13 protein-coding genes are annotated in these 14,398 nt (G+C 51.6%); 11 read left to right on the top strand and 2 right to left on the bottom strand.

Annotation, left to right across the window (positions count from 1 at the left end; genetic code table 11):
• Positions 1 to 14: 14 nt before the first annotated feature.
• Positions 15 to 1,751, top strand: a complete 1,737-nt coding sequence (locus tag LY85_RS06255) for a methyl-accepting chemotaxis protein (RefSeq protein ID WP_141825926.1) — start codon at positions 15 to 17, stop codon at positions 1,749 to 1,751.
• A gap of 291 nt (positions 1,752 to 2,042) precedes the next feature.
• Here the strand turns inward: LY85_RS06255 and LY85_RS06250 are convergent, their stop codons facing one another.
• On the bottom strand, positions 2,043 to 2,540 hold the full coding sequence (locus LY85_RS06250; protein WP_243122497.1) for a cupin domain-containing protein: 498 nt from the start codon (positions 2,538 to 2,540) through the stop codon (positions 2,043 to 2,045).
• A 265-nt stretch (positions 2,541 to 2,805) separates the two neighbouring features.
• On the bottom strand, positions 2,806 to 3,489 hold the full coding sequence (locus LY85_RS06245) for a GntR family transcriptional regulator (protein WP_141825925.1): 684 nt from the start codon (positions 3,487 to 3,489) through the stop codon (positions 2,806 to 2,808).
• A gap of 587 nt (positions 3,490 to 4,076) precedes the next feature.
• Between LY85_RS06245 and LY85_RS06240 the strand changes: the two genes are divergently transcribed.
• The 10 genes from LY85_RS06240 (at position 4,077) to LY85_RS06195 (ending at position 14,392) form a co-directional block, all read left to right on the top strand.
• Positions 4,077 to 4,832 carry an SDR family oxidoreductase gene (locus LY85_RS06240; protein WP_141825924.1) on the top strand — a complete coding sequence of 252 codons (756 nt, stop codon included), beginning with the start codon at positions 4,077 to 4,079 and terminating at the stop codon, positions 4,830 to 4,832.
• 30 nt (positions 4,833 to 4,862) lie between these two features.
• Entirely contained in the window at positions 4,863 to 5,522 is a 660-nt protein-coding gene (locus LY85_RS06235; RefSeq protein WP_141825923.1) for a bifunctional 4-hydroxy-2-oxoglutarate aldolase/2-dehydro-3-deoxy-phosphogluconate aldolase, read from the top strand.
• 60 nt (positions 5,523 to 5,582) lie between these two features.
• Entirely contained in the window at positions 5,583 to 6,566 is a 984-nt protein-coding gene (iolN, locus tag LY85_RS06230) for a 3-dehydro-scyllo-inosose hydrolase (protein WP_038325354.1), read from the top strand.
• 85 nt (positions 6,567 to 6,651) lie between these two features.
• On the top strand, positions 6,652 to 7,680 hold the full coding sequence (locus tag LY85_RS06225) for an alcohol dehydrogenase catalytic domain-containing protein (protein WP_141825922.1): 1,029 nt from the start codon (positions 6,652 to 6,654) through the stop codon (positions 7,678 to 7,680).
• Positions 7,681 to 7,764: 84 nt separating this feature from the next.
• A complete protein-coding gene (locus tag LY85_RS06220; protein ID WP_141825921.1) occupies positions 7,765 to 8,832 on the top strand; it encodes an alcohol dehydrogenase catalytic domain-containing protein in 1,068 nt (355 codons plus the stop codon).
• A gap of 27 nt (positions 8,833 to 8,859) precedes the next feature.
• Complete coding sequence (locus tag LY85_RS06215; protein ID WP_347562414.1) at positions 8,860 to 10,371, top strand: sugar ABC transporter ATP-binding protein; 1,512 nt, start codon at positions 8,860 to 8,862, stop codon at positions 10,369 to 10,371.
• Complete coding sequence (locus tag LY85_RS06210; protein WP_141825920.1) at positions 10,364 to 11,332, top strand: ABC transporter permease; 969 nt, start codon at positions 10,364 to 10,366, stop codon at positions 11,330 to 11,332. The genes LY85_RS06215 and LY85_RS06210 overlap by 8 nt, the downstream gene beginning before the upstream one ends.
• Positions 11,329 to 12,276 (top strand): ABC transporter permease, encoded by a 948-nt coding sequence (locus tag LY85_RS06205; RefSeq protein ID WP_141825919.1) that lies wholly within the window; start codon positions 11,329 to 11,331, stop codon positions 12,274 to 12,276. Before LY85_RS06210 ends, LY85_RS06205 begins: the two co-directional genes overlap by 4 nt.
• A gap of 28 nt (positions 12,277 to 12,304) precedes the next feature.
• A complete protein-coding gene (locus LY85_RS06200; protein ID WP_185741129.1) occupies positions 12,305 to 13,279 on the top strand; it encodes a sugar ABC transporter substrate-binding protein in 975 nt (324 codons plus the stop codon).
• A 105-nt stretch (positions 13,280 to 13,384) separates the two neighbouring features.
• Positions 13,385 to 14,392, top strand: coding sequence for a 2-dehydro-3-deoxygalactonokinase (locus LY85_RS06195; RefSeq protein ID WP_141825917.1), 1,008 nt, complete (start codon positions 13,385 to 13,387; stop codon positions 14,390 to 14,392).
• Positions 14,393 to 14,398 lie beyond the last annotated feature (6 nt).

Below are 14,398 nucleotides of genomic sequence, written 5' to 3'. Positions count from 1 at the left end.
AAAGAGATGCAATCATGTTCAAAAATATGAAAATAGGCAATCAATTAATATTGACCTTTGTATTGGTGACAGTGATTTCCAGCACTGCGGGAGTAGCAGGGCTTGTCAGAATGACGGATATGAATACCCGCTACAGCGGCGCTTTGATCGACTACGGGTTTGCCCAGGGGGATATCGGCCTTTTCAATACGGAATTCAACGACAGCCGAACCATTATCAATTCCGTGATTTCTTCGACCGACACCGGTACCCGGAATATTTATCTGAATCAGCTTTCCGACTCCATTCAGAAGATTGATACCTATTTCTCAAACATGGAAAAAAGGATGACAAACGAAAAAGAGAAAGGGTACTATAATAACATTAAAGATAATTTAGAACAGTATAAAACGGTGAGCAGCCAGGTGGTGGCATTTGCCGAGCAAGACAAAACAATGGAGGCCCAGACTCTTTTAAAGTCCCAGGGGGAGACGCTGTCTGAAAATATTAAGACCGCGACCAGCGCGCTGATCAATGAAAAAACAGTGTCCGGCAACCGGATTGCCGCGGACCTCTCGTCAAAGGGTACGGCGGCCACATGGGGAATCCTTGCCGTCGTTCTTGTTTCTCTGGCCATTTCCACAGTCATTGCGCTGCGTATCTCACGCAGCATCGGCAGACCGGTAAAAAAGATGGCGGAGGCTGCGCAAAGACTGGCGCAGGGGGATCTGAGCGTGCAGGTCAGCGTCGATTCCGGCAATGAAATAGGACAGCTTGCTGCTTCCTTTTCCGAAACGATCGAATCCATTCGAATGTATATTACGGACATATCGGCCAACCTTGCCAAAATGGCGGAAGGGGACCTGAACATCTTCTGCTCTGTGGAATATAAAGGGGACTTTATTGCGCTTCAGAATTCGATCTTTCACATCGACCAGTCTTTTCACCATACTCTGTCCGAAATCAATCAGGCTTCGGAACAGGTGTTGAGCGGTTCCAACCAGGTCTCCGACGGCGCGCAGTCCATGGCGCAGGGAGCCGCCGAACAGGCGGAAGAGGTGGAACGGCTGGCGTCGTCCGTTGCTGCAATTTCCGAACAGGTGAAAAGCAATGCCGAACACACCGCGAATGCCGGTCAGAACGTTTCCCAAGTCCGTTGCGAAATTGATTCCAGCAGCCGCCATATGAGCGAAATGATGGAAGCAATCTCGCAGATCAGCGATTCGTCGGGTCAAATCGGAAAAATTATCCGGGTCATTGACGATATCGCTTTCCAGACCAATATTCTTGCATTGAACGCTGCGGTCGAGGCCGCAAGGGCAGGCGCCGCAGGAAAGGGCTTTGCCGTAGTTGCCGACGAGGTGAGAAATCTGGCGGGCAAGAGCGCAGAGGCGGCAAAAAACATTACTTCCCTGATAGAAAAGTCGGTTCAGCAGATTGAAAACGGAACCGTGATTGCAAATCAGACGGCGGAATCGCTGTTTCAGGTGGTCAACGCAACAAATGTTGTTTTTGACGCGGTTGAGAAAATATCGCAGGCATCCAGTTATCAGTCGGATGCAGTCGGCCAGATCAAAAGGGGAATTGACAACATTTCCAACGTCGTGCAGACGAATTCCGCGACAGCGGAAGAAAGCGCGGCGGCCAGCGAGGAGCTTTCCGGACAGGCAAGGGAGCTTAAAAAACTTGTGGACCGTTTCCGTTTGATTGAAGCCGGGTCCGTTACCGCGGATCGACCGGCGGAGCGTGCGGATGAATTTCAGCCGGATTAAAGGATGATATTGCCTGAGGACTTTGCAAACACGCATCAAAGAAGCCGCTTCCGTATCATACGGGAGCGGCTGTTTTCATAATATTTTCGTTCTGTCAAGGGACCGGTTTTAAGGGAAAAAGCCGACAATCCCCCGGTTTTCCTTATAAGCCCGGCGTAGGGCTGGCCAATAGAAAGCAAATTTTCCCGGCTTTGGTAGTGGCCGTAAAAGGGGCTGTAGCAGGCGGTATTCATTGAATCTTTTTTTCATAGAACATTCCGGTGTATCCGTTATCCGTGGTTTTTCATCTGATTATTTTGAAGATGATTCCAGGCCGCTTTCTACTTCGGAACCGATCTCCTTATATCCTTCGGATTCCACCGAATATCCCGCTGTCTTCAGATTGGGGCGGGTGTAAGCGAAAAGATGAATTTCCGGCTCGTTGTAGGGATTGTAAAACCAATGTGTCGCCCCGCGCGGAATGAAAAGAATATCTCCCGGCATATCGATGCTCTCGTGGTCGCCGATCCCGCCGACGCATTTGCCCGAAATGCAATACATAATTTCCTCACATTCGCTGTGCGCGTGCTTTTCATGATACGATCCGGGCTGATAAATGCATAACCCGACGGTAAGGTCCTCCGCTCCCATGGTATCTTTATCTACCAGGATTTCTCTGATGGCACCCTCCAGGTGGGGAAGGGGGTAGTTCTTTCCATCGGTAAGGAATACTTTTTGATAACGGAAATTCTCTCTATTTTCCATCAGTTGCTCTTCTTGTTCAGGAGTAAGCGGTTTAATTTCTTTCATTATGTAGCCATCCCTTTCTTTTAGCATCAATAAAATACTATTAGAATTCCTTTGGTATACCAATGTGGCTATTATATTCTATTTTTTGCCCAAATGCAACCGCATACTTCTAAATATTATAAAAATCATGCATAAAATAATATTTCCCGATTTAGTGAGAACAGCTAAATCAGTGACCTTTGGCAAAGGAAAAGGCGCGGCCTTTCAGACCACGCCGTTTGTCCGGAGGGAGCATGGCCTAAAATTTTCTATCGACATGAGAAGATCAAATAGTGGAATCCACAATGTTCGGCGCAAACAATTTCAGCTGATTGATTTTGCTGTTCCGGATATGCTCACGCATAAAAGACTCCGCGGCGTTACAATCGTGTCCTTCGATGGATTCAAATATCTGAGTGTGCAGCTTATGGGAATTCATAATGCCGGCGGCGTTTTTATCAATCAGTCTGGTGATTCGGAGCACCTGGCTCTGAAGGTTTTTCCAGGTCGCTAAAAGGATATCGTTATTGGCGCTTTTTATAATGCATTCGTGAAAATTGTAATCCGCAGCGAAAAGATCGTTATGATTATTCACTTCCAGATTCCGTTCCATTACCAGAAGATAGTCGTGGAGCTCTTTTATCCCGGTTTCGGAAATCCGCTGTGCGCTCAGCCGTGCGGCCAGCCCCTCCAGATATTCGCGAACCTCATAGACGCACGCAATATTTTCGTAAGTGATCGTGGAAATCACGCTTCCCTTATTGGTAAGGTTTGTGGCCAGGCCTTCGGAAACCAGCTGCTGAATGGCCTCTCTTACCGGGGTCCGGCTGACGTTCAGCGCATTGCAGATCTGTCTTTCAACCAGCACGGTACCCGGCTCCAGGCGATTGAAAATGATCTCCTGTTTTAAATATTCATAAATTTGCTTCTTCTTTGATTGTTCTGCTGAATTGATTTGCATGATATTCATTGTGATCCCCTGTTTTTCTAATTTTTTATTTCAAAAGTAAATCCCATCTCTTACAGCATTTCCAGTTGATTCTGCAACAAGTTTGCGTTTCTCCCCCGCCGAAGACGGGGGAGAAACGTGTTTTGTCACGCAAACTGAAATGGAATCGCTGTAGGAATTACATTCTGACATGTTTAGTCTGAAAAATTGTGCTCTGTTTTGCTGCTGTCAAAGTCATAACATAAAACATATACCAAGTGAATATCTGTGGTATTCCTTTTGATTTATCATATCATAATTATAAAAAAAGGTCAAAGAGTTATTTTGAAAAAATTGTCAGATCTGTGTAATTTAGCCGATGGAAACAGTAGAATTGCACAAATTTTTTAAAAAGTATTGAAATAAACAGGCCTACATGCTATGATAGCGTTGTTGGTATACCAAATGAATATTACTGGAATTCCTTAGGCGCTATGTTAGTATTCAATAATTAAGGGGGCTCCTTCTCGAAGCAAACTGTTTTACCTGACGGAAATGGCCCTGGCTGAAGGCCGGGGAAAGGGTAAAACCCATTCGATGTTGAAGCGACTGATAAAGGAGGAAGCAGTTTGGATTTATTTGATCTGCACGGTAAAAAAGCGATTGTTACGGGTGCGGCTGCGGGACTGGGCCAGAAAATTGCACAGGGTCTTGCCGAAGCCGGAGCGGCGGTTGCCATTATGGACAGAATCGACGAAACGGAAAAGATCGCCGCTGCCATGTCGGCGGGCGGGCTTACATTTTACGGAGTGCAGGCGGATCTGATGGATCGGGAGGACCTGAAACGCGGATTCGGCAGCGCTGTCCAGAAGCTCGGCGGCCTTGACATCCTGGTGAATAATGCGGGGGTGCAGGTCCGCGGCCCTGCGGAAGAAATCCCGCTGGACAAATGGGACCGCCTGATCGAATTGAACATTACGGCGGTGTTTGAAATGAGCCAGCTGGCAGCGAAAGCAATGATCCCAAACGGAACGGGGAAAATCATCAACGTCGCTTCCATGCTCAGCTTTTTCGGCGGTTACACCTGCTCGCCCTACGCCGCTTCAAAGGGGGCGGTGGCACAGCTCACCAAAGCGTTTTCCAACGAATGGGCGTCAAAGGGAATCAATGTGAACGCCATTGCTCCCGGCTACATGGACACCGCGCTGAATACCGCCATTATCAACGATCCGGTCCGCAATCATGAAATTACGCTGCGTATTCCCGCCGGGCGCTGGGGCACCCCGGACGACTTAAAAGGAACCGTTGTTTTTCTGGCTTCCCGGGCCTCCGATTACGTGACCGGCGCAGTAATCCCCATTGACGGCGGGTACCTTTCCAGATAAACGCCGATCCCCGCGAAAAGGAGAACCGATATGGACACCGCTCAAATCTTACAGGAAATCAAGAAACGAAAGCTCATCGCCATTGTCCGTGGCGTAAAGTCCGGGCAGATCGTGGAAACGGCGGGGGCACTGGGAGCCGGAGGCATCCCCTGCCTGGAAATCGCCATCGACCAGACCAGCGGTGAAACCGTGCAGGAAACCTTCCGTTCCATAAAGCTTGTAAAAGAAACCTTCGGGGACCGGATTTTTCTGGGAGCCGGAACCGTGCTGACGGAAGAACAGGTGAACGCGGCGGCGGAGGCCGGCGCCGAATATATGATTTCTCCCAACACGGATGAAAAGGTTATCCGCCGGACCAAAGCGATCGGAAAAATTTCCATTCCGGGCGCCTTCACCCCTTCGGAAGCGGTAGCCGCTTACCGCGCGGGTGCGGACATTGTAAAGCTCTTCCCCGCCGGGCTGCTCGGCCCGGATTACATAAAAGCGATCAGAGGCCCGCTGGGGCACATTCCGTTTACAGCCGTAGGCGGGGTGGACCTCACAAATGCCGCGCTGTTTCTGCGCGCGGGTGTGTGCGGGGTCAGCGTGGGCGGAAATCTGGTCTCTCTCAAGCACATCGCCGCCGGAGATTTCGCCTATCTTACGAAAACGGCGCAGGATTTTATAAAGGCGATTCAGGACTTCTGTTAATCCGCATATCGCTGTAAACCAACAGTGACCATACAATATTTTATAAAGGAGACGGAAAAAATGAGTAAGAAGTGGGAGATCCCATACCCCCAGACCGTAAAGGTCGCCGGATATATGGATTCCGAGGAACCGATTTATTTTCAGAACATGACCATGAAGCAGAGTGAGGAACGTTTAAAGAAGAATGACCTCATTATCATCCCGATCGGCTCTACGGAGTGTCACGGAGCCTGCGCGCCGTACGGGGAAGACACCTTCCTGGTAACGCGTATGGCGGAGCAGGTGGCGAAGAAAACAGGCTGCACGGTTTCCCAGCCGGTCTGGTTCGGTTCGCATCCTTACCACCATATGGGCATGCCCGGCACGGTCCCGATCAATGAAAACACCTTCTGCGATTACCTTGCGCAGATCATCGCCGGTTTCTGGAACGCCGGTTACCGCAAGCAGATCCTTCTGAACGGTCACGGACAGGAATACGTCATTCCCACGGCCATCCATCAGTATGCGAGAAAGTATCAGGTGCCGGGCGTAATCATGAATGTCAACTGGTACTACGCCATTCCGGAGTATCTCAAGGTCGGCGATCCCAAGTGCCGTTTTGAAACACCGTTCAACCATGCCGACGAGCAGGAAACCTCCTTCTCCCTCGCACTGTTCCCCGAAATGTTCCACATGGAGGATGCCCAGAACACCACCCTGCACACCTTCCTTCCTCCGGGGCATATCGACAACGCGGGCAATATTTACGGCAGAGCGGTCAAATGGTACGCGCACGCGGGCGCCGGTACGATTGAAGTCATCGGAAATCCGGAGGGCGTCGTAGGCAACGCACAGCTGGCAAGCGCGGAAAAGGCGATGCCGGGAACGGAAGCGCTGCTGGATTATCTGGAGAAGCTGGTCAACGACATTATTGAGAAATGGCCGGCCGGCAAGCTGCCCGATACCAACAAGGTCACCCAGCGCTTTACCGACGAGGAGCTTCAGGCTTACATAGACGGTCCGCTGAAGGGCGGCAAGCATATCTACACCATCGCAGCCTATTGATCTTTTTTTTGAAATTACCACAGCTGTATTTCGGCCGGCGGTTTTTCCGCCGGCACCGGAATACACCGCAGAAGGAGTTTTTGCAATGAAAGCCTATGTGCTGGTCAATCCCATGGATATGCAGGTACAGGAACGGGCGGTCCCGGACATTTCGGACGACGATGTTTTGGTCAGGGTCACGAATGTCGGTCTCTGCGGTTCCGATATCCATCTTTATAAAGGAACCTATAACGGCCCCCACAATTATCCGATGCTTTTCGGTCACGAATGGTCCGGAATCGTTGAAAAAACCGGCAAAGGTGTCACCGGCCTGAAGCCGGGGGACAAGGTCACCGGCGACTGTTCCCGCTACTGCGGGGAGTGCGAAGCCTGCCGAAGGGATAAAAATCTGTGCACCCACATCGAAAAGTTCGGAATCACCGTCGACGGCGCTTCCGCCGAATACATCGTACGCAATCAGAAGTACTTATACAAAGCGGACGCGAAGGCCGATCTGGCCCTTCTGGCGCTGACGGAACCGATTTCCGTGGCAAAGCACCTGCTGGAAAAAGTTCTGGGAGCCGCGGGCAGCCTGCGCGGCAAAAAAATTCTGGTATACGGCGGCGGAGCCATCGGACAGGCCGCGCTGCTGCTCCTGAAACGCCTGTACGGCTGTGAAGAGGTGGACCTTTCCGACCTGATTGCCTTCCGTACCGATCTGGCCAAATCCTTCGGGGCGAATATCCCCTCCCGGGAGGAGCTGAAAGTACAGGGCGGCAGCGATTACGCTTCCCTATACAGTCAGGCAAGGTACGACGTGATCATCGAAACCACGGGTGTCGCCCCGGTCTTTGCCAATGCGCTGAACCTGCTGAAGCCGGGCGGGGTGCTGGGCTGTGTGGGCATGATCGCCAGCGTGGAGATCGCGCAGAAGCTGATTGTCACCAAGGCTCTGACCGTACTGGGCAGCATTGGGGGAACCGGCGAATTTGAGCAGGTGATCCGGTTTATCCATGAGAATGAAACCGAAGCGGCCCGGCTGATCAGCCATCACTTCAAAATGGAAAACGCATCACAGGCTTTTGAAACGGCGGTAGATGCGAATCAGGCAATGAAAATCACATTGGAATTATAGACAGAAAAAACCAACAATTTTATATGGATATATGAAGAAGAAACAACCGGAAAAGGATTCTGGTTATAATGGAGGAGTGATCTTTTGTCTTTACCAAAGAGAATGAGGGCTGCCGTCCTTTATGATTATAACGACCTCCGGGTAGTCGACCGGGACGTCCCCGCTCCCGGAGAACAGGAGGTATTGATTCAGGTAAAAGCGTGCGCGATCTGTGGGTCCGATCCGAAGATCGTTGCGCATGGCTGGCCCAACTGTCCCCCCATGGGAGAGTATATTCCCGGACATGAGTTTTCCGGCGTGATCGCGGCGGTCGGCAGCGGCGTAACCGGCTACCGGGCGGGCGACCGGGTGGCAGTGGAGCCGCACAAGGGCTGCGGACACTGCGTCAACTGCATCCGCGGCTTATACACGACCTGCCTGAATTACGGAAAGCTGGAGGAAGGGCATCGCCATTACGGCTTTACCGTAAATGGCGGATACGCAGAATATGCCGTATGTCATATCAACTGCATTCACAAATTTTCAGAGACGCTGTCCTATGAAGACGCCACGCTGCTTACAACCGCGGGCACCGCGCTCTATGGCATCCAGCGCGCCGGGGGTATCTGGCCGGGCGAGACGGTTGTCGTCATCGGGCCGGGGCCAATCGGGCTGATGGCGGTTCAGCTGGCCAAAGTGCTGGGCGCCGGCAGGGTCATTCTGGTGGGCACGCGCGAATCGCGCCTTGCGACAGGGAAGGAGGTCGGAGCGGATATTACCGTGAACAGCCGGGAAACGGATGCCGTACAGGCGATTTCCGAGCTGACGGGCGGCGTGATGGCCGACATGGTTGTGGAAACATCCGGCAGCACCGGCGGCGGAGCACAGGCCGTGGAGCTTGTCAAAAAGAGCGGCCGCGTTGCGTTTGTCGGCATTTATTCCGAACCGGTGACTTTGAACCTGAACAAGGTCGTACAGTGGAACGTACAGCTGGCGGGCGGCAAGGCGGAGGGCGAGGATGTGCTCGACCGCATTGTACCCCTGATGGAAAGCGGCCGTATTAAAACCAAGCCGCTGCTGACCCATGAGTTCTCGCTGGAGCAGATCAATGAGGGCATGAATACCTATATCAACCGCGTTGGGAATGCCCTGAAAGTCGTCATTAAACCTTAGGCCCACATTTGAAATGAGGTGAGAACCTTGAGCAATTCCGATATTGCCCTGCAAATGAAGGATATTTGCAAATATTTCCCCGGTGTGAAGGCTTTGGACCATGTTGGATTCGAAGTGAAAAAAGGGGAAGTCCATGTGCTTCTGGGGGAAAACGGCGCGGGAAAATCCACTCTGATGAAAATTCTGTCGGGCGTGTATCCAAAGGACGGCGGAGAGATTTTCCTGGAGGGGGAACCGGTCGAAATCCACGGGGTCAAAGAGGCGCAGGCCCTCGGCATCAGCATCATCCATCAGGAGCTGAACATGCTGACCGAGCGCGACATTGCCCAGAATATTTTTCTTGGGCGGGAGCCGGTCAAAAACAAGCTGAACGCTGTTGATACGAAAAAAATGTACGCGGACAGCAGCGCCCTGCTGCAGAAGCTGGACATCGATCTGAATCCCAAAACCATGATCAAGGACCTGAGCATCGCGCAGCAGCAAATGGTGGAGGTCGTCAAAGCGCTGTCCATCCAGACGAAAATTCTGATTATGGACGAGCCCACCTCCAGCCTGACGCAGAAAGAGATTGACCGTCTGTTTTCCATTGTGCGCAGCCTGCGTGACAGCGGGATCAGCATCGTCTATATCTCCCACCGCATGGAAGAAATTTTTGAAATCGGGGACCGCGTCACCGTCATGCGCGACGGAAAATACATAGATACCGTCAATGTCAGGGAAACCGACATGAGCCGCCTGATTTCCATGATGGTCGGCAGAACCATCGACCACCTTTACAGCCGGACTTATCATACCCCCGGAGAGGAGGCGCTTCGGACGGAAAATCTGACCGGGCTGCGCTTCCGCAACGTGAACATCAGCCTGCACCGCGGCGAAATCGTCGGTCTTGCGGGACTGGTCGGCGCGGGACGCACGGAGCTGGTCAAAGCTATTTTCGGCTACGACCCGATTGACAGCGGAACCATCCTGCTGAACGGGAAAAAGGTAAAAAGGCATTCCCCGAAGGAACTGGTGGAAAACGGTCTGGTGCTGATTCCGGAGGACAGAAAAAACGAAGGGCTGGTCGTCCAGGAGCCGATCAAGAACAATATTGTGCAGGCCAGCCTCAGGAAGCTTTTTAAAAATCATATCGTCAATAAAGAGGTTGAACGAAAGACAGCGGAGAAATATCACGCCGACCTGCATATCGCGTCCTCCGGCATCGTACAGAAGGTCGAGTCGCTTTCCGGCGGAAACCAGCAAAAGGTTGTTCTGGGAAAATGGCTCTGTACCGGATGCAATGTCCTGATTTTCGATGAACCGACCCGCGGAATCGACGTCGGAGCAAAAGCGGAGATCTACGAGCTGATGAATCAGCTCGTAGGGGAAGGCTACGCCATCCTGATGATCTCATCGGATCAGATGGAACTGCTGGGCATGTCCGACCGCATCTATGTGATGTGCGAGGGAGAAATTACCGGTGAGCTTTCAAAAGAAGATGCAACTCCTGCGCTTTTACTGTCGTATTCCATTGGAAAGGGAGGAATAGAGAGTGAATAAAGTCAAGACTGCCTTTTCAAAGCTGCCCGGCATCCTGTACGGCCTGCTTGCGATCGGCCTTATCTTCAGCGTGGTTGCACAGGGATTTTTCACTGTTTCCAATTTGCTGGATCTTGCAAAGAGCAGCGGGCTTCTGATCCTTGTCTCCATGGGGATGAGCCTGTGTATTTTGTCCGGATATATCGACATGTCCGTGGGTGCGCTGATGTCCCTGAGCGGGGTGGTCACGGCGCTCTGCCTGAAAGCTGGAACGGGCCTTCTTGTGGCTGTGCTGGCCGGAATCGTAACGGGACTGGCCGTGGGTTCGATTAACGGGGCCCTGATTGCTTATGAGAAATTTGATTTCTGGGTCGTAACCTATGCGATGATGGGAATCTGTCAGGGAGTGGCGCTCAAGCTGTCGAACGGAAATACCATCGCCGGTTTCAAAACCGATTTCCGGTTTATCGGCGACGGAAAAATCCTTGGAATTTATTTTATCATCTGGGCTACCGCTTTGCTTTGTCTTGTTATGACCCTGCTTTGCAATAAGACAAAATTCGGCTATAATATCTACTCCATCGGCGGTTCCTATCAATGCGCCTCGCTGGCCGGCGTCAACGTCAGGAAAAATCTTTTCTTTGTATTTGTACTTTCCGGACTGCTCGCTTCCCTGAGCGGAATTATGCTTGCCGCCAAATCGAATTCGGCAAGCCCCATCGGCGGTCAGGGATATGAATTCGACGCTATCGCGGCCGTTCTGATCGGCGGTACCAGCTTTGAAGGGGGAAAAGGAAAAATCACGGGAACCATTATCGGCGCCATTATGATGAGAATGATTCGTAACGGCCTGAATTTGGTGGGCTTTTCTCCGTATTATCAGACGTTCCTGATGGGCCTTATCATCGTAGCCATCATTTTGATTGACGTGGTCAATCAGCATCGTAAAAAGATACAGGCGACGAGGAGGGTCTATAAATGAAACGAAAAGTATTGTCGGCTGTTTTCAAATACTCCCAGCTTGTGATTTTAATCGTCATTCTGATTATTCTTTCCCTTACATCGAAAGAGTTTCTTACCTGGGATAACATTTCCAATGTGGTCATGCAGCAGATGCCGTTTATGCTCATCATCAGCATGGGCATGACGCTTGCCATCCTGACCAAAGGAATCGACCTTTCCATCGCCTCAAACCTTGCCCTGTCCTCCTGCGTCGCCGCCTATTTTATCAAAGACGGCAAAGTGTTTTTGGGGATTCTGGCTGCCGTTGTCATCGGCGCTCTGGTCGGGGCCGTCAACGGAATGTTGATTACCAAAGCAAGGCTGGAACCTTTTATCGCAACTTATACCATGGACATGGTGGTCCGGGGGCTGGCGTACCTTTTCATGAGCGGGACCCTGTTTTACGGATTCAGCGCCGGTTTCTGCTCGATCGCGACGGGTAGTGTCGGACCTGTCTCCAATCTCCTGATTGTTTCCCTTCTGCTGTTTGCCGTGCTTTTCTTCGCACTGCGGAAGACTACATACGGACGCAGCGTTTATGCCATTGGCTGCAACATCAATGCGACAAGGCTCTCCGGCATCAACACCGGAGGGGTCGTCTTCTCCATCTATGTCATTAACGGCTTGCTGGCGGCTGTTACGGGGCTTTTGTACATTGCAAGGCTCAACGCGGCAGAGTCTACGATCGGCAGCGATTTCACCATGCAGATGATGGCCGCCACCCTGATCGGAGGAACCTCCTTCTCCGGGGGCAAGGGCGGCATTGAGCGCACGCTTCTCGGCGTTCTGATTATGGTGTTCATCGCAAACGGCATGAATTTGAACGGAGTTTCTTCCCTTTTACAGGATGCGGTGTTCGGAGTATTCATCGTTATTTCGCTTGTTATTGATAAATTTGGCTCGAAATATTCGGCCAATTTATAATTCAGTAAATATGGAAAAGAGGATTTGTATGAAAAGAGCACTTTCGTTGGCACTGATCGCTTCTATGGTTCTTGGCGCAATGTTCACAGGCTGCTCACAGGACGGGGTGGCCGCTTCCACTCCTGCTGAAACTTCTTCCCAAGCTTCGGCGAAGGAAAATACCGGGAAAAAGAATGTGGTTCTGATCCTGAAAAACCTGACCAACCCGATGTGGGTGGAGGTAAAAGAGGGAGCTGAAGAAGCGGCTCAGAAAGCGGGTGTAAACCTGACGACGCTTGCGCCCGTACAGTCGGAAAACAATGATGAGCAAATCAGCGAAATCGAGCAGTCGATCAGCAAGGGCGTGGACGCCATCGTGATTGCGCCGGCGGATTCCTCCGGAATTGTTCCGGGCGTGGAAAAAGCGAACGCCGCCAACATTCCCGTGGTTGCGATCAATACGAAAATCGACACCAGTTCCGGCGCCAAAATGGCGGCCTTCGTCGGTGTTGATGCCTATACCTGCGCCGTTGAAATCTCAGAAAAGCTCAGCGCAATGATGGACCAGACCGGCGAGGTCATGATTCTGGAAGGCAAAGCCGGTGCCCAGACCTCCGTCGACATGGTCAAAGCCGCAAACGATACCTTTAAAAAGTACAGCGGAATCAAGGTCGTCGCTTCCCAGACGGCGGACTGGAACCGCGCGAAAGCCATGACGGTGACCCAGAATCTGCTGCAGGCGCATCCGAATGTAAGAGCGATTTTTGCTGCTAACGACGAAATGGCCATGGGCGCTGTACAGGCGGTTGCTCAGGCGGGCAAAGAAGGAAAAATCCTGATTTCCGGAAACAACGCGATTGAAGACGCCAAAAAAGCGGTCGATAACGGTCAGCTGGCTTTGACCATGGATTCCAACAACCATGGCTTGGGCTATACGGGTGTGGAAACCGCCTTGAAGCTGATCAACGGGGAAAGCGTTGACGAAATGATCCCAATCCCCACCACTCTGTACCTGAAAAAATAACGGCACTTTAGAAACCCTGCCCCAAAAGGGTTCGCCCGAAAGCCGCTTTCTGTTGTGTCAATACGGAAAGCGGCTTCTTTAACAGAAAGAACGGAGGAAAATCATATGGGAAAATACATCATCACCGTCGACACCGGTACGACCAACACGCGCTGCATTCTATGGAATGAAAAACGCGAAAAGATGGATGAGAAAAAAAGCCCCGTAGGGGTCCGCAACACCGCCATCGACGGCAACAACGGCAAATTGAAGGCGGCCGTAAAGGAGTGCCTGGACAAATTAATCGCAGAAAATCACATCCGCTATGACGACGTAAGACGCGTCATCGCAAGCGGCATGATTACTTCCAATGTGGGGCTGGTCGAAATTCCGCATGTCGTGGTCCCCGCCGGCAAGGAAGACCTTGCGAAAGCAACAAAATCCGTTTTGCTGGAAGACGTCTGCCCGGTGCCGATCTGGTTCATTCCGGGTGTGAAAAATTCCGGCGGGAGAATCACCTTTGAAAATTTTGAAACTATGGACATTATGCGCGGGGAAGAGGTGGAGGGCGTCGCCATTATCGACCATTACCCGAGAGGACGGAATTATCTGCTGATTCTTCCGGGCTCACATACAAAGTTCGTTTCCGTTGACGGCGAAGGGAAAATGACGGGCTGTCTTACGACGATTACCGGCGAACTGCTGGCGTCCATCACAAACGACACCATCATAGCGGACGCCGTCGGAAGAAAGTTTGTGGAGAAAAGCACCTATGACAAAGAGATGATGCTTCTGGGCTACGATACGGCGCTGAAATGCGGAATCGGCCGCGCCTGTTTTTCCGGCAGAATCCTGAACCAGTTCGTGACCGGGGATAAGGAAAAGGTTGCGAATTTCATCTTCGGCGTTGCGCTTCAAAACGATATCACGGCGATTAAAAATTCCGGCGCGCTTCAGGTCACCCGGGACACGACGGTCGTCGTGGGCGGAAAGGAGCCCTTCAGCACCGCCTTTGCCGATATTTTGGAGCATGACGGATATTTTGAAAAGGTGGAGCACTTTGTCAGCGAAGAGGGAATGCCGCTTTCGGCTCTCGGCGCTTATGCCATAGCCGAGCTCAGCGGAATCCTTTGATTTTAA

This window comes from Clostridium sp. KNHs216 (assembly GCF_006714885.1).
GTDB lineage: Bacteria > Bacillota > Clostridia > Oscillospirales > Acutalibacteraceae > Caproiciproducens.
The sequence above is the reverse complement of the archived record's forward strand: the minus strand, read 5'-3'. Positions and strand labels throughout refer to the sequence as shown.

Bases quoted from the DNA above. Each gene is read 5' to 3' on its own strand.
- LY85_RS06255 (WP_141825926.1), top strand. From the start codon at position 15: ATGTTCAAAAATATGAAAATAGGCAATCAATTAATATTGACCTTTGTA.
- LY85_RS06200 (WP_185741129.1), top strand. From the start codon at position 12,305: ATGAAAAGAGCACTTTCGTTGGCACTGATCGCTTCTATGGTTCTTGGC.
- LY85_RS06235 (WP_141825923.1), top strand. From the start codon at position 4,863: ATGGACACCGCTCAAATCTTACAGGAAATCAAGAAACGAAAGCTCATC.
- LY85_RS06225 (WP_141825922.1), top strand. From the start codon at position 6,652: ATGAAAGCCTATGTGCTGGTCAATCCCATGGATATGCAGGTACAGGAA.
- iolN (WP_038325354.1), top strand. From the start codon at position 5,583: ATGAGTAAGAAGTGGGAGATCCCATACCCCCAGACCGTAAAGGTCGCC.
- LY85_RS06245 (WP_141825925.1), bottom strand. From the start codon at position 3,489: ATGAATATCATGCAAATCAATTCAGCAGAACAATCAAAGAAGAAGCAA.
- LY85_RS06250 (WP_243122497.1), bottom strand. From the start codon at position 2,540: ATGAAAGAAATTAAACCGCTTACTCCTGAACAAGAAGAGCAACTGATG.
- LY85_RS06205 (WP_141825919.1), top strand. From the start codon at position 11,329: ATGAAACGAAAAGTATTGTCGGCTGTTTTCAAATACTCCCAGCTTGTG.
- LY85_RS06195 (WP_141825917.1), top strand. From the start codon at position 13,385: ATGGGAAAATACATCATCACCGTCGACACCGGTACGACCAACACGCGC.